Origin of the sequence: Streptomyces sp. NPDC051677, from assembly GCF_044453465.1 — a bacterium.
GTDB lineage: Bacteria > Actinomycetota > Actinomycetes > Streptomycetales > Streptomycetaceae > Streptomyces.
Genome location: NZ_JBITCT010000007.1, coordinates 23482 through 39096 on the forward strand (window position 1 = coordinate 23482; position 15615 = coordinate 39096).

Below are 15615 nucleotides of genomic sequence, written 5' to 3' on the forward strand. Positions count from 1 at the left end.
CGCCGGAAACGTCCGGCGGGGCATCGCGTATGCCGTCAGTGCTCCGGGGGATGCGTTCTGAGCCAGGCCTCGCCTTCGGCACGCTCCGCCGCGGGAGTGCGGGGATTGGCGGAGCGCCGCTCGACGTAGTCACGGATGATCTTCACCCGATGCGGGTCGGGAACCAGCAGGGAGCCGATGGATTCCTGCCAGACGGTGCCGCGCAGGATGACGTTGCCGTCGAGCGAGAGCATGGCGAACTCGGGGAATCCGGCCGCCGATCCCAGGATTCCGGTCGCGGCGCCGGCCCCCATGATGTCCCACTCCTGAAGGAGCCGGACTCTCGCCCAGCGCAGGATCGGCGCCGACTCGTCGTCGGCGTGGTTCACGCCCAGCAGGAACTCCCGGTCCTCTCCCAGGAACCCGTGGTCGCGGGCCAGCCGGAACCACCCGTCGTTCGCCTTCTCGATCAACTGCGGATCGTCCCTGCGCACGGTCTCGTCACGCCGTCCGTCCTCCCGACGGCAGCTGGTGGCGAGCCAGGCGGCCGCGACGGGCAGGGCGCCGCCGCCGGCTTCCGCCGCGCACCACTGCAGGCCCGCGTCCAACAGCGACGCCGCGAACTCTGCTTCTTCCACAGGGGCAACCTTTCTCACCCGTGCGTCCCAAGGCTCCTCGGGACGACATGAACCCGGCCGCCGGGGAGACTCCTGCCTCCCCGGCGGCCGGACGGCGCCGCGATGTCGCGGCGGATTCCCTCGGGACTTCTTACGACCGAGGTGTGTAGGGGTAGATCTTGGTGTAGTCGTGGTTCCTGACCCAGCCGATGTCACCGTGACCGTTGATCAGCACCCGGTAGCTGTTGCCGCCGTTGGGGATGTCGTAGATCTTGGCTCCACCCCACTTCCGGGCGATCCGCTGCGGCGTGGTCGGCCGCACCGTGAAGAAATCGAGGTCGCCGTTCTCGTCCACCCGCTGCGGGCGTCCGTTGACCTTGATGTCCGCGACCCCCTCGTGAACGATGTTCGGGGTCTCCGGAACGGCGTTGGCGCCCCGTGCCACCCTCTTGGGGCAGTTGTGCACGAGGACCGGCGTGGTCCCGGCGAGCACATAGTACGCGTGGACGTCGGCGACGGTGAGGTTGTGCACGGTGGCCGGGGCGGACCAGCGGTCGACCCCCGTCACCCGGACCGTGGCCCCGGTGGAAGCGAGCAGCCACTCGCCGGGGATGAGGTGGGTGGCGTCGATCCACTGGCCCAGTTCCGGCACCCAGAAGGGGTGGCCGTCGGTCGCGGTCAGGGAGACCGTCCGCTTCTCGCCGTCGACGGACAGGGTGATCCTGACCAGGTGCTTCAGGCCCTTGCCGGTGATCTCGGCGGTGACCGTCTTGGTCGTGGTGCGGCCGGTCTTCGGATCGGTGGTGCGAACCTTGTCGCCGGGTCTGATCTCCTCGATGGGCTTGGTGGTGCCGTCGGCCAGCAGGACCTCGGTACCGGGGGCGAAGCTGTTGCAGGGCGTCCCGTCTTCCTCGATTCCCTGCGCCCCGCCGAGATAGGCCAGGAACACCTCGCTGGTGATCTCCTCGATGACCTTGCCCCGCGCCACCTCCTTGGCCTCGTCCGAGCACTGGCTGGCGTGGTAGACGCAGTAGGTGGCCGCGATCTCCTTGGCCTTCTTGACGTCGGCGTGGTCGCCCTCGTGCAGCACGTAGAGGTAGGCCTGGCGGCATCCCTCACGCCCGTAGCAGGCCGAGCCCGCCGTGGACGACTCGTAGACGGGGTTGGACCAGAAGTCGTCGGTGAACTCCCCGTCCATCATGCTGGCCCAGTAGTTCTGGAGCTTGTCGATGTCGTTGGTGACGGGGGTGTTCGTCGCCACCCAGTGCTTCTTCGCCGCGTGGGCGCGCTTGTAGATGTTGCCGCGGTGGTAGTCGGACGTGCCCGTCTTCGGGTCGTAGCCGACTTCCTGCTGCTCGTGCTTGCTGCAGTACTTGATGTCGTACTGGCAGGAGTTGGGCCGGGAGCCGATCTCCGTGCCCGCCGGGTCGGAGAACGTCAGCGGGTTGTTGTCGGCGTAGGAGTAGCCGTTCATCTGCTGCGGGTCGTCGGCCGTGAAGACCGGGTCGACCGACAGGAACCGGCCCGTGGCGGGGTCGTACTCGCGGGCGCCGAGGTGGGTGAGGCCCGTGGCGGTGTCGGCGGTGCCGCCGATGAAGCCCTTGGTGCCGGTCCAGGTGTTCGGCTCGGCGCCGCGCGACCCGCCGAACGGCAGGGTGCGGCGCTGGGTCAGTGCCTGGGTGGTGGCGTTGACGGACAGCTGGGCGGTGCCGTGGTGGTCGGCCAGGGTGAAGGAGATGGTTCCGTCGTTGGCCTGGACGGCCTGGTGGCCGCCGCCGACGTCGATGTAGCGGGTGCCCTTGGCGGCGGTCGCGCCCTTCGCCAGGGTGATCTCCGTGGCGCCCAGGTAGAGCGTCGTCTCGGTCGGGGTGCGGCCGATCAGCCGGGTGCCGTCGGCGTCGTAGAGGTACTCGGTGACCTTGTCGCTGCCGCCCTCCACCGGCTGGGTGACCTTGGCGAGGTGGCCCTCGGCGTCCCAGTCCAGGGTCTGGGAGGTGCCGTTGCCCAGCAGCCGGGTGTGGGTGTTGCCGTCGTCGTCGTAGGTGAAGCTGTCGGTGGACTTGACCGTGCCGGTGACCTCGTCCACGGAGCCCAGTGCGTGCGGACGGACCGCACCCGGGTCCGGGTAGTGGTAGCTCCGCTTGGTGTCCGAGGCGCCGGTCGTGGTGGCGTGCCGGGTCTCGGTGAGCCGGTTGCCCACCTTGTCGTAGGTGTAGGAGGTCCAGTACGGCGCCGGGCCGCCCACCGTGTCGGTGGTGGGAGTGGCGACGCAGCCGGTGGTCGACTGCGCCCAGGCCTCCGTCACCCGGCCGAAGTAGTCATAGGCGAAGCACTGGTTGTCGGTGCCGGAGCGTGAGGTGTCCGAGACGGACAGGACGTTGCCCGCCTCGTCGTACTTGTAGGTGTTGTACTGGTCGACGCCCGCGACGTCCTGCCGGTCGACGCGCGAGGTCGCCAGCCGCTGGGTGCCCCACTCGTAGGTGTTGGTCTCGTACGTCGTCTTGCCGCCGTTCGCGGCCAGCGAGTACTGCAGCGGCTTGCCGGTGAGGCTGTAGGTGGAGCTCCCGGTCAGGTTCTGCGGGCCGCTGATCCCGACGGGCCGCAGGGTGCCGTCCTCGTAGGTGTAGGCGACGGTGTTGGCGGCGAGGTCACCGGCCTTGGGGTAGCCGATGCCCTGGATCGTGCCCGAGGCGTTGTAGCTGGTCGCCGACAGGTAGGTGCCGGCCAGCGCGCCCTCGGTCGAGGGGATGGTCATCGAGGTGCGCAGCGGCCGGTACTGCCGGTCGTAGGCGACGACGCTGGTCTTGTACTCCTGGCCGCCGCTGTATCGGGAGCTGGACGCGAGCTGGCCCTTGGCGCCGCTGACGGTGTCGTAGACCCACTTGGCGCGCAGAGTGCCGGTCGAGGAGGTGTCGCGCACCTCGGTCTTGCGGCCCAGACCGTCGTAGCCGTAGGCGAGGACGCTGCCGTGGGCGTCCTTGGTGCTGGTCAGCTGGGAGCGGTCGTCGTACTCGTTGTGGCCGGCGCCCTTGTCGGGGTCGGTGGTGTCGGTGAGCCGCCCCATCAGGTCGTACGTCCACGTCCAGGCGTTGCCCGCCGGGTCGGTGACCCTGGTCAGCTCACCGCGCGGCGAGTAGCCGTACGACGTGGTGTCGTAGGCGGCCTCGGCGGCGCGGGCGTGCAGCAGGCGCACTTCGCTGGTACGGCCGCGGGCGTCGCTGACCGTGGTCTGCGCGGTGCCGCCGACCGGCGGGATGACCGTGGTGCGGTCGCCGCCGTAGATCGTCTTCGTGATGCCGAGGACCGCTCCGCCGTCGCCGTTGCCGGCGATCTGCCGCGACTCGGTCACCCGGCCCAGGCCGTCGTAGGTGTAACGGTTCTGGGTCTCCACGCCCAGCGCGTCCTCGGGCTTGAAGAGCGTCGTGGACGGCGCCGCGGTGGCGTAGTAGGGAGCGAACTCCTTTGCGGTCAGGCCGCGTTCGTCGTAGAAGGTGTCCGCCAGCAGTGTTCCGCCGTTCGGACCGGGGGCCTGGGTCTGCCGGGCTCGCAGGAAGCCGTCGTAGAAGGTGTACGTGGTGTCCTGGGCACCCGAGTTGCCGATGGTCTTGGTGGCCACCACGACCGGCTTGCCGTCGGTGATGGTGTAACTGAACTCGTAGCTGGGGGTCTGGCTCGTGGTCCGGTCCGTCTGCCACACCTTGGCGGTGCGGCCCAGCGCGTCGTAGGCGTAGGTGACGGCCTTGCCGTTGGTGTCGGTCTCCGTGAGCGGCTGCCCGCGCAGCGTGTCGTAGGCGGTGGTCGACGTCTGCGCGGTGGTGCTGTCCCCCGGCGTGGCGGGCGGGGTGGTCACCGTGCTGCTCGTCGGGAATCCGGTGGTCGGGGTGTAGGCGGTGGTGGTGGTCCGGCCGTCGGTGCGGGCGGACCGGGTGAGCGCGCCCGCCGAGGTGACCGTGACGTCGGCGGTCAGGTCGTTGGTGGTCAGCGCCCTTCCGTAGCCGTCGTAGGCAGAGGTGGACTCCAGATAGACCGCGCTGGAGCCGTTGTACGTCTTCAGCTTCGCGGTCCTGGTGGCGTCGCCCTTCGTCGCCGCGGCGCCGTACGCCCCGCCGTCATAGGCGGTGCGGACGTCGGACATGACGTCGGCCGGGCGGCTGGTGGCGGCGTCGCACGCCTTGGCGACCGTCTCGACCCGGGAGGGGGCCGCCACGGGAACGCTGCCGGAGACGTAGGCAGTGCGGGTGCACTGGTCGTCGGCCGCGGTCGTGGTGTCGCCCAGGTCCTCGGTCTGGGTGACCAGACCGGTGGTGGCGTCGTGGGTGTCGGACGACGCGGTCGTCTGCCACTTGGCGCCGGCGCCGTCGTCCAGCGAGGTCCACGACTTGGCAGAGGCGTTGCCGGTGAGGTTGGCGGTGACGGTGCCCCAGGTGCGGACCTTCTTCGCGGTCTCCTTGTACCAGGGACGGTTCACCGTCTTGGACAGCACCTTGCCGCCGGGACCGGAGTAGGTGACCGTCTTGTACGCGTACCCGGCCTGCGACTCGTGGTCGGTGATCGGGTCGCCCTCACCCGAGTCGAGGGCGACCGAGACGCTCTTGGTACCGCCGCTGGTGGTCTTGCGGTCGCCGTCCATGCCACGCAGGAAGTAGGAGTCGCTCTGCGTCTTCATCGCCGACGCGCCGCCCTGACCGCCGGTGCGCACCCGGACGTGGCCGTAACCGCGCCACTGCGACCAGGTCTTGGACTTCTCCTTGGTCATCCCGTCGTCATCGTCGTAGTGCCAGGCCGCGCCGTCCAGGTAGTCGTACATCGTGACCTGGTCGGGGGCCCCGCCGGTACGGTCCGTCGAAGTGACCGTGTCCACCACGTACTTGTTGAACCACTGCCGGTCCGGGTCGTCGGTCGTGCTCCCGCCGATGTACTGCGGGAAGCAGCGGGTGGTGTTGGTCTCCGGGGTGGGCAGCGCGGCGGCGTCACAGACCGGGGCCGAGTAGCCGACGTCGATCTGGCCGCCCGACTCGTCGGCGACCGTGGACAGCCGGGCCTTGATGTACGGGGCGTAGCCGTCGCCGATCTTGTCGAGCCGGTTGGCGAGCTGGGTGTAGGCGAAGGTGACCTTCGGCAGGGTGATCGAGGCCGTGCCGTCGTAGCCGGTGTGCTGGACGGAGTCCAGCAGCAGCTGGTAGTCGGTGTCGGCCATGCCCCACCGGTGGGCGAGCTTCCAGCCGTCGACGTTGCTGTAGGCACCGGACGCCAGCACCTGAGTGGTGACGGACGTCAGCCGCTTGCGGGTGAAGAACGCCGGGGAGAACCGGCCGTTGTCGCAGTCGGCGCCCGCCGTGCAGTTCAGGTCCCACGGGGTGTCGTACCAGTAGAAGGCGTCCTTGGAGATCGAGGAGCAGTCGGTGCTGCTGTCGGGGATGCACCGCTCGCTGTTGGTGAAGTTCACCTTGGCCAGCGGCTTCGCCGAGTACATGGCCGTGGACTTCAGGCCGTACTCGATGCGGTCCACGGTGCCGCCGCGCACGTACGGGGTGTCGTCGGCCGCCTTCAGGTTGCGGCCGTAGGAGTTGGTCTCCTTGTCGTAGTAGTAGGCGACGGCGTTGCCGTGCGGGTCCACGACGTAGTCCAGGTTCCAGCGCCAGCCCTGCTGGCACCAGGAGTCCGCGAAGGCGGCCGCGTGGCAGGGTTCGTCCGTGTTGTTGCCGAAGACCGGCACCGTCCACGCCGAGTCGGTGGTCTCGTTGCCGCTGGCCCAGCCGGGCAGCCGGTTGTAGCCGAAGTAGTACTGCGTGCCGTCGGGCGTCGTCACCCGCCAGTACTCGTCGTTGCGGGCGCCGTTGGAGCGCACGTCGGACGACGAGCCGTAGATCCGGTCGATCTTCGTGCCGTTGTCGTTCTGCAGCTTGAAGGAGTTGGCGCCGCTCGGCACCAGCTCGCCGCCCGAACCGTTCAGCGACAGCGTGGCGTTGTCGTACGCCCAGCACAGGTCGCCCGGCTTGTTGCCGTCGGCGTTGGTGACGCCGTCGTCCGCGCACCCCTTGTAGCTGCGCTCAATGAAGCCCGGCGACAGATCGAAGCCGTCACCGACCCACGACGCCTGGTTGTTGGTGTTTCCCGTCCGGCCGTCGACCCCGCCCGAGGAGTACGACAGACCGACCTTCGGGGCCAGCCCGCCGGGCACCTGCGGCACCGCCATGTCGTAGGCCCAGGCGAACGAGCCGGTGCTCTGATCCGTGTTCCAGGTCGACGAGGCGGACAGGGAGGTGGCCTTGTAGTCGCCCCGGTCGCTGCCGGTGGACGTGGCCGCCGCCAGGACCGTCGCCGTGCTCGCGCTGAGGGCGACCGCCTTCGTGGTCAGCGTCTGCTTCTCGGTGTCGTTGACGGTCGGCACCGGCTGGACCGTACGGCACTGCGCCTTCTGCGGCGTCGTCAGCGCGCAGGCGGGCAGCCGGACCAGGGTCAGCCGGTCCGCATAGCCGCCGCCGTACAGGCCGGCGAACGAGGAGTAGTCCAGCGCGGCGCGCACCGTCCCGGCGCGCTGCGTGCCGCCCTGCCGGGGAGTCAGGGTGAAGACCGGCCCGTCGACCCCCGTCCTGGCCGCCGCCGCGCGGGACAGCGTGCTCACGGTGTAGGTGCCGGTGGCCGCGTCCGCGGACTTCTTGACCGTGGTGTCCAGGGTCAGCGGCAGCCCCTTGACCCGGGTCGCCTGCTGCCGCAGGGTAACGGCCGCCGCGCTCGCCTTCGGCCAGCCGGTGGCCGGCGCCTCGGCGGGTGTACGGGGCCCCTTGGTCACCTTGCGGGGCACCGCCTTGCCCGCGGGACCGCCGGCGACCGGCGACTCCGACTGCGGCAGCGCGGGCTTCACCCAGCCCTGGGCGACGGCGGGCACGCCCGACGCCTGGAGCAGGGTCGCGGTCAGCACGGCGGCCGTGGCCATCGCCATACGGCGCCACGGCCTGCCCGTTCGGTTACGTGATCTGGTCTTCATGCCGTTCTGTGTTCCTCCCGTTGAGTGCTCCGCGGGCAGCAGGACGCCGTGCACGGCGGAGCGAAGCAGCTGGCCCGGGAACGGGCCGGTCCGCGCGCGGCGGCCGACCCGTTCCCGGCAGGTGAGCCGATCAGTCGCCGCTGGGGACGGCGGTGTCCACGCCCGGCATGCCGACGGCGAGGTGATCGATCTGGGTCTCCGTCAGGGCGCCCTGGAAGACCCACACGTCGGACAGCGAACCGGGGAAGTACTGACCGGAGGCGGTCCCGGTCGTGTCCCGGCCGAGCTGCAGGGTCTTCGCGGCCTTGTAGGTCAGCACGTCGTCGGACCACGAGACGGTGTCGGCGCAGCTCGCGTCGTCCTGCACCCCGTCGTCGTCGGCGTCGGCGCAGGCCGTCTCCTGGAGCTCGCCGTTGACGTAGAGGCGGACCTCCTTGGAGAAGCCGTCGTAGACCAGTGCCACGTGGTTCCAGTCGGTGGGGCTGTAGAACATGCCGTTGCCGATGTCGGAGACGGCGGCGGAGTCGCTGTCGGAGTCGGCCGTGGCGATCCGCCAGCGGCCCGGATCGGTGGCCGGGGTGGCGCTGGGCTCGTAACGCACCGCGAACGCGCTCTTCTTGGCGCCCGGAGCGCTCATGACGGTGACCGGACTCGTCGGAGTGGCGGCCGCCTGCACGAAGGCGCTGACGGTGAAGCTGGCGCTGGTGTCGACCGGCACCACGGAGGCCGCCGCGTAGTCGTCCGTACCGTCCAGGGCGACGGCGCCGTCGACCCAGCCCGAGCCCGTCTGGGCGCCGTTGTAGAGGGTCATGGCGTTGCCGGCGGACGAGGCGTCCGGCGAGGTCAGCGGGGCGCCGGTGGCCGTCTCGAACTTCCAGCGGCCCTTGACCACCGCGCGCTGCTTGAACAACTGCTGCACCTCACCGGCGGACACCGGACGGTCGAACAGCCGCACGTCGTCGATCTGGCCGGGGAAGAACGAGGTGGCCTTGCCCTCGAACGCGCTGGCGCCGAACTGCATCGCGCCTCCGGCGTACCAGGTCGAGGGCAGTGCGGTGGTGCCGGCCAGGGTCCCGTTGACGTACAGCGAGAGCTTGTCGGCCTCCGTGTCCTGCACGCCGACCAGATGCGTCCACTCACCGCCGTACGCGGTGACGCCGTCGGGCTGCATGGCCCGCACCACCGTGGAGTCGGCGGTGTCGGCGCTGTGCTGGTTGAACACCCAGCGGTCGTAGGAACTGGAGTAGTACAGCTCCGGACCCGTCACCGTGTCGCCGATCTGCGTGGCGACGGTCGCGGCGTGCGTCGGCTTGGTCTTCGGCAGCTTCACCCAGGCGGAGACGGCGAAGCTGTACGAGGTGTTGATGTGCGGGCCGGCGGTGACCGCGTAGTCGTCGGTCCCGTCCAGGGTCAGCGCGTTGCCGTCCACGCCGGCCGAGCCCGTGGCGGCGCCGCCCTTGAGGACCGCGGGGTTCACGTCGGCCCGGCCGCTCAGCGCGGTCGCGTCGGCGGCGTCGTCCATGGGGAAGACGGCACGGGCCGGGCGGCCGGAGCCGATCGAGTTCGAGCTGTACAGGCTCGACACCTCGCCCGCCGACAGCGGCTTCTCGAAGGTCTTCACCTCGTCGATGGCGCCGGGGAAGGGCGATGTCGGCGTGCCGCCGAGGAAGCTGCCGCCGATGACCATGCCGCGCCGCGCGTTCCACGGCGTGCTGTAGGCGGTGGTGCCGGCCAGGGCGCCGTTGACGTACAGCTTCAGCAGCTTCTCACCGGCGGCGTACTCGCCGACCAGATGCGTCCACTCCCCTGCCTTGACCCCGCCGGCGGCGGACTGCATGGCGCGCACGGGGGTGGCGCTGGTGCTGTCGGCGCTGTACTGGTTGAACACCCAGCGGTCGTAGCCCTTGGAGTAGTACAGCTCGAAGCCGGGTGCGTTGTTGCCGCGCTGGGAGGCCACGACCGCCGCACCGGACGGCATCGCGGACAGCTTCACCCACGCGGACACCGAGAAGCTGACGTCGGTGTTGATGGTGGCGATGTCGGTGGCGGCGTAGTCGTCGACGCCGTCGAACTGCACCGCCTTGCCGACCTTGCCCTCCACGCCCGGCGTCGGGCCGTTGTACAGGGTCGCGGTCTGCTCGGGCGCGCTGCCCGCCGCCTGGGTGGCGCCGGCCGCCTCGTCCATGGACCAGTCGGCGCGTTCGCGCTGCCCCGACTTGACCCGGAACTGGTAGGTGCGGATCTCGGAGGGGTTGCCCGCGGCGTCGAAGGACTTCGCGGTGAAGGTGTTCAGGCCCGGTTTGAGGGGCAGCACGGGCACGGTCTTCGCCGCTCCGCCCGAGGTGGTGACGGTGTTGGCGGAGACCGGGTCGCCGTTGATGCCGTACCAGTACTTCGTCACGTCGGAGACCGCACCGGTGATCACGAAGTCGCCGTACTGGCCCACTCCGTCGTACCAGGGGTCCTCGGGGTCCTCGGGGTTCGAGGCCGGGTAGATGGCGGAGGCGATGGCAGGCGCCTTCGGCACGCTGGTGTCGTACACGAAGTAGCAGGCCGTCGGGTCACCCGTGTACGACCACGGCGAGTACTGGGCGCCGTCGTAGGAGTGGACGTACCAGTTGACCGTCTTGTTGGGGGGAATGGAGGACGGCAGGGTGATCGCGAAGTCCGAGCCGGACCTCTTCGCCGTCGTCAGCCCGGACTTCCAGCGGGTGACGACGCCCTTGCCGTCACCGGTGTCCCAGCTCGCGCGGAACTCCACGGAGACGGAGTCGCCGTCGGGGTCGGTGACGTCGTTCGCGTAGATCTTGCCCAGGCTGCGCACCCGCGCGGCGCTGGAGGGCTTCTTGCAGGAGCCGCCGTACTCCATGGTCAGCTGGGACATCTTGACCTGCGGCGGCGCCCGGTTGTACTGCACGCGCAGATAGGCGTCGTCCGAGAACCGCTTCCAGCCGTACTCGTCGGACTCGCTGGACGCCTTCATGCCGAAGGTCATCGTCGACCACTTCTTGTCCGCGGCCTGCTGCACCGCGGACTTGACGTCGAACTCCGCGTCCTTCGCCGCGCAGCCGGTGTAGCCGTAGGCGAAGGACTCGGTCTTGAGGTGGTCGATCCAGAAGCCGGACGCGTTCTGCGAGTTCCACGTCGTCGACGAGGAGATGTCCTTGGTGCGCCACAGCTCCACGCCCCGGTCCGCGCACGACGCCGACCAGGTGTTGCGGACCACGAACTCCGCCTGGAGCACGGTCCGTCCGGCGAACTTCGAGGTCGGGATGCGGTAGAAGAGCCGCTTGGTGTCGTACGGCGCGCAGTACGACCAGCCGCAGTAGCCGAGGCCCGCGTCCGGATCGCCGTTGAACTTCCACTGCGGCGACGACGCCCAGTACTTGGAGGCCATCGTCCAAGCCGAGGCCTTCGGGGAGTACCACTGCGGGTCGATGAACACGGGGTACACCGTGTTCTCGCCCTTGAGCACACCGCTGTTCGGCGTCAGCACCAGCGCGTCCTGCGCGGCGGGGACGTCCACACCGACCGCGGCGACGTTTCCGGACTCCGCGGCGACGGCCTCGGGGGCGTTCGGCCCGCGCTCGGCGGCGGGGGCTGTTTCCGCCGCAGCGTTGCCGGCGGTTTTGGAAGCGGTTTTGGACGTGCTTGTGGACGTGGTCGTGGAGGGGCTCTCGGTGGCGGCCTTGGGCGTGGACTTCGCCGCGGCACCGGGCGCCTTGGTGCTGGAGTCCCACATCACGGGGCGCGGAGCCTCGAAGACCGCGCTTCCGGCGCCCTGGTCGATCGCCGCCAGACCGCCGTCCGAGGTCTCCTTCACCCGCATGCCGTCGGCGTCCAACTTCAGCCGCAGCTTGCTCAGTTCGGTGCTCGCGGCGGCCTCGGCCGACTTGACGACGAGGAGTTGGGTGAAGCCGTCCTGCTGGGCCGTCATCCGCAGATCGACGCCGGGCAGCACCTCCGGATAGGTGACGGTGTTCCCGTTCAGCTCCGGGGCGGGCAGCTTCTTCGGCCAGGACAACGCCAGTTCGCGGCCGTTCTTCGTCATCCGCACCAGCGGAGCCGAACCGCCGCCCGAGAACGTCAGACCGACCGTCGTCGCCTTGGGCGCCACCGTTCCGTCCGCGCCGCGGGCCAGCGTGGTGTCGATGGCGCGCCACGCGCCGTCCACCCGGGTCCGTACCGGACGCAGATGCTCCCGCGCCTCCAGATGCCCCTCGGGGAGGGCGTACACCTCACTGCTCTCACCCCGCATCGAGGTGATCTCCACGGGCTTGCCCGTGCGCGCGGCCTTCGCCAGCGCCTTGGCGTCCTCGCCCGCTCCATCGTCTCCGGCGGCCGTGGCCGACCCGTCGGCCGCGGCGGCGCCGGCGGACTTTGCAGAATCGGCGGACTTTGCGGCCGGAGTGTCGGCCGCTCTCTCACCGGTCGCCGCCAGGGCGCCGTTGGACGCGCTCGCCGCCAGCACGATGGCAGCGGAGAGCGCCACGCCGGCTGCGCGCAACCGACGTCTCCCCCCGTATGTGTTCATGTGAACTGCTCCCCCATGAAACCGCGTTGGACATGACCGGATGTGTTCGCTCACACGGTCAGGTCGCAACATACGACCGCTCTCGACTCGCTAACCAGAGACTCACAAGCGGACATAGACCCCAAGGACCACAAACCAATGGAACTCGTGGAGTGACACACTTCACGTTTGCTCCGCAAATTCGCCACGATTCGGCAGTGGCTCCCGATTCGTCACACCCCTCGCGAGACGAGCGAGAACAAGCCCTCGCACCTTCCGTCGGGACACGCCGCCGGATGGCCCATCCCGCCGATTAACTGACGATCCGGTCATAACGTACGCAATATGAAGAAATGCCATATCGCATACCTGGCGTGCACCGCCGCACTCCTCGGCACCGGCCTGGGCGCCGCTCCGTCGGTCGCCGGTCACACGGTCCACGTGGTCCGGCCGGGAGAGTCGATCCAGAAGGCGGTGGACGCCGCCCGTCCGGGTGACACCGTTCTGCTGACCTCCGGCACCTTCCACGAGAGCGTCAAGGTGAGCACGCCCGGGCTGACCCTGCGCGGCATGGGCAACCGCACGGTGCTCAAGCCGGACCCGCGCGTGAGCACCAGCACCGCCACCAGCACCGCCACCAGCACCACGAGTGCCGCCGCGTCCGCCGCGTCCGCCGCGTCCGCCGCGAAGGCCACCCAGAGCTGTGCCGAGGGCGGCAACGGCATCTGCGTCCTCGGGACGAAAAAGCGCGACGTCAAGGGCGTCACCGTCGCCTCCCTCACGGTGACCGGCTTCACCAAGGCCGGCGTCTTCTCCATGGCGACCGACGGGCTGACCGTGCGCCACGTCACCGCGGTGAAGAACGGCGTGTGGGGCATCGCCACGGAGCGTTCGGTGCGCGGAGTGTTCCAGGACAACGTCGCCCGGAACAACGGCGACGCGGGCCTGTTCCTCGCCAACACGATCAAGGAGGAGCAGGGCGCCGCGGACACCAAGGGGACGGTGGTCGAGCACAACCGGCTGGAGGGCAACCGGATCGGCGTCACCGTCCGCCGGCTGCGCGACCTCACCGTCGCGCACAACCACCTCACCGGCAACTGCGCGGGCGTGTTCGTCGTCGGCGACGAGAACAAGCCGAAGGCCGGCTTCGTGACCGTGGCCGAGAACCACATCGTGCGCAACAACAAGTCCTGCCCGAAGACGGCCAAGCTGGCCGCGCTGCAAGGCTCGGGCATCGTCCTGACCGGGGCCGAGGACAGCCTGGTGACCAGGAACGTGATCGAGGAGAACGCCGGCAAGTCCCCGTTGTCGGGCGGCATCGTCCTGTTCAAGAGCTTCGTGGGCACCACCAGCGACCGCAACCGGGTCACCGACAACGTGCTGCGGGACAACTCCCCCGCGGACCTGATCAACACGGACACCGGCAAGGGCAACGCCTTCATGGGCAACGACTGCCGGGCGTCGAAGCCCTCCGGCCTGTGCTGAACCGCGCCGGTGACCCCGAGCCAGTGACCCAGAGCCCGTGACCCCGAGCCCATGACCCAGAGAAGGAAAGAAGGCGGCACATGACGACCGCTCGTACTGCCCCACCGCCGTCCATGCGGCTGAGGGAGCTCGCGTTCGGGGCGGCGTGCGCCGCCGCCCTGCGCGCGGCCGCCCGGCTGGGCGTCGCCGACGCCCTCGGCGACCGCCCCATGGCCGTCGAGGACCTCGCAGCCGCGGTGAAGACCGAACCCCGGCCGCTGCGACGGCTGCTGCGGGCCCTGTCCTGCTACGGCGTCTTCGCCGAGCAGCCGGACGGGGTGTTCGCGCACACCGACGTCTCCCGGCTGCTGCGCGAGGACGACCCCCACAGCCTGCGCGCCATCACCCTGTGGTGCACCGAGCCATGGACCTGGGACGCCTGGCCGCTGCTGGACGAGGCGGTGCGCACCGGCCGCAACGTCGTGGAGGACCTGTACGGCAAGGAGTTCTTCCCCTACCTCAACGAGGACGCCCCGGAGTCCGCCGACGTCTTCAACCGTGCCATGACGACGTCCAGCGTGCAGTCCGCGCGGGACGTCGCGGAGTTCCTCGATCTGTCGGGGAGTTCCTCGGTCGCCGACATCGGCGGCGGCCAGGGGCACGTGGTGGCGAGCCTGCTGGACAAGTACCCCGCGATGCACGGCGCCCTGCTCGACCTGCCCCGGGTGGTGGAGAACGCGGTGCCGCGGCTGCGCGCGGGCGGCGACCTCGCGGACCGGGCGCGCGTGGTGCCCGGCGACGTCCGGGAGGCCGTCCCGGTGCAGGCCGACGTCTACGTCATCAAGAACATCCTGGAGTGGGACGACGAGAGCACCGCCCGCACCCTGCGCAACGTCCGTGCGGCGGGCGGCCCCGGGGCGCGGGTCGTGGTCATCGAGAACCTGGTCGACGACACGCCGTCGATGCGGTTCAGCACCGCGATGGACCTGATGCTCCTGCTCAACGTCGGCGGGGCGAAGCACACCACCGAGAGCATGGTCGGCCGGCTGACCGAAGCGGGCCTGGTCATCGACGACGTCAGCCCGGTCAACCCCTATCTGCACGCGTTCGACTGCCACGTCCCCGGCTGATCCGGCCGCACGTTCCCCGTATCCCCCACGAACCACCGGTCGCCGGGCCCGCAGCGTCGCGGGTCCGGCGACCGGTGATGGCCGACCGTGGTCAGCCGGCCGGCTCGCGCTCCCAGAGGTAGAAGCGCTGCGCCATGGCGTCCTTGGGGGAACGCCAGGTCTCCGGGTCGTACGCGCTGACGTACGCGGACAGCCGCTCGCTGACATCCCGGAACTCGGGATGCCCGGTGACCTTGGCGATGGCGGGCCCGGGGTCGCGCTCGGACTCGATGAGGTGCATGTACACGTCGCCGAACTGGAAGAGACTGCGCCGGGCGACGCCGACGAGGCGCGGCAGTTCTCCCCGGTCGGACTCCTCGAACACCTTGGCGATGTCAGGGGCCGACCCCGGGGCCATTCGGGCGACGATCAGGGCTTGGTGCATGGGACCGTTCTCCGTCCGGCTCAGTCGGTCAGACCCGCGGTGGCCCCGCGTTCGGCGGCGGCCTTCTCGATGCGGTCCCGGATGAGACCCATCTGGACCTTGGAGTTCCGGTTGATGTTGTCGGTCATCCACTCGTCGTCGACCGGCGCCTCGGGCTTCATCGCGAAGTCCTGCGTCCACACCATCCGCGTGCCGGCCGGGACCTCCTCGTACCGCCAGTGGATGTTCATGTGGTCGAAGGGCCCCGTCTCGACCCGGCGGGCCTTGACGGTGAGCGCCTCGCGGTCCGGCTCGCGCTCGGAGACCCAGCTCCACACGGTGCCGTTCTCGTCCGGGTGCATGGTCAGCCGGAAGGTGGTCTTGCGCCCCTCCCGGCGGAGGACCTCGACGGAGGCGTACTCGCTGAACAGCCGGGGCCAGTTCTCCAGGTCGTTGGTCATCTCCCAGACCAGGTCCAGGGGGGCCGCGATGGTGATCTCGTTCTGCGTGTGTCCGGTCAT

General features: G+C 69.8%; 7 protein-coding genes. 2 read left to right on the plus strand and 5 right to left on the minus strand.

Annotation, left to right across the window (positions count from 1 at the left end; all coding sequences use genetic code 11):
* Positions 1-35 precede the first annotated feature (35 nt).
* The 3 genes from ACIBAF_RS10010 to ACIBAF_RS10020 all read right to left on the minus strand — a co-directional run bounded on the left by ACIBAF_RS10010 (position 36) and on the right by ACIBAF_RS10020 (position 12118).
* Complete coding sequence (locus ACIBAF_RS10010) at positions 36-617, minus strand: hypothetical protein (RefSeq protein WP_399462680.1); 582 nt, start codon at positions 615-617, stop codon at positions 36-38.
* Positions 618-747: 130 nt separating this feature from the next.
* Positions 748-7584 carry a polymorphic toxin-type HINT domain-containing protein gene (locus ACIBAF_RS10015; protein WP_399462681.1) on the minus strand — a complete coding sequence of 2279 codons (6837 nt, stop codon included), beginning with the start codon at positions 7582-7584 and terminating at the stop codon, positions 748-750.
* Positions 7585-7714: 130 nt separating this feature from the next.
* Positions 7715-12118, minus strand: a complete 4404-nt coding sequence (locus ACIBAF_RS10020) for a LamG-like jellyroll fold domain-containing protein (protein WP_399462682.1) — start codon at positions 12116-12118, stop codon at positions 7715-7717.
* A gap of 324 nt (positions 12119-12442) precedes the next feature.
* Between ACIBAF_RS10020 and ACIBAF_RS10025 the strand changes: the two genes are divergently transcribed.
* A complete protein-coding gene (locus ACIBAF_RS10025; protein WP_399462683.1) occupies positions 12443-13582 on the plus strand; it encodes a nitrous oxide reductase family maturation protein NosD in 1140 nt (379 codons plus the stop codon).
* Positions 13583-13662: 80 nt separating this feature from the next.
* A complete protein-coding gene (locus tag ACIBAF_RS10030) occupies positions 13663-14691 on the plus strand; it encodes a methyltransferase (RefSeq protein ID WP_399462684.1) in 1029 nt (342 codons plus the stop codon).
* Between the two features lie 91 nt (positions 14692-14782).
* Here the strand turns inward: ACIBAF_RS10030 and ACIBAF_RS10035 are convergent, their stop codons facing one another.
* Together ACIBAF_RS10035 and ACIBAF_RS10040 are read right to left on the minus strand one after the other, a co-directional pair.
* Positions 14783-15115: a TcmI family type II polyketide cyclase gene (locus ACIBAF_RS10035; protein ID WP_399462685.1), complete on the minus strand. Its 333-nt coding sequence runs from the start codon at positions 15113-15115 to the stop codon at positions 14783-14785.
* Between the two features lie 20 nt (positions 15116-15135).
* Complete coding sequence (locus ACIBAF_RS10040; RefSeq protein ID WP_399462686.1) at positions 15136-15615, minus strand: SRPBCC family protein; 480 nt, start codon at positions 15613-15615, stop codon at positions 15136-15138.

Excerpts from the sequence above, each read along its gene's own strand:
- ACIBAF_RS10030 (WP_399462684.1), top strand. The coding sequence starts at position 13,663 with ATGACGACCGCTCGTACTGCCCCACCGCCGTCCATGCGGCTGAGGGAG.
- ACIBAF_RS10020 (WP_399462682.1), bottom strand. The coding sequence starts at position 12,118 with ATGAACACATACGGGGGGAGACGTCGGTTGCGCGCAGCCGGCGTGGCG.
- ACIBAF_RS10015 (WP_399462681.1), bottom strand. The coding sequence starts at position 7,584 with ATGAAGACCAGATCACGTAACCGAACGGGCAGGCCGTGGCGCCGTATG.
- ACIBAF_RS10025 (WP_399462683.1), top strand. The coding sequence starts at position 12,443 with ATGAAGAAATGCCATATCGCATACCTGGCGTGCACCGCCGCACTCCTC.
- ACIBAF_RS10040 (WP_399462686.1), bottom strand. The coding sequence starts at position 15,615 with ATGACCGGACACACGCAGAACGAGATCACCATCGCGGCCCCCCTGGAC.
- ACIBAF_RS10035 (WP_399462685.1), bottom strand. The coding sequence starts at position 15,115 with ATGCACCAAGCCCTGATCGTCGCCCGAATGGCCCCGGGGTCGGCCCCT.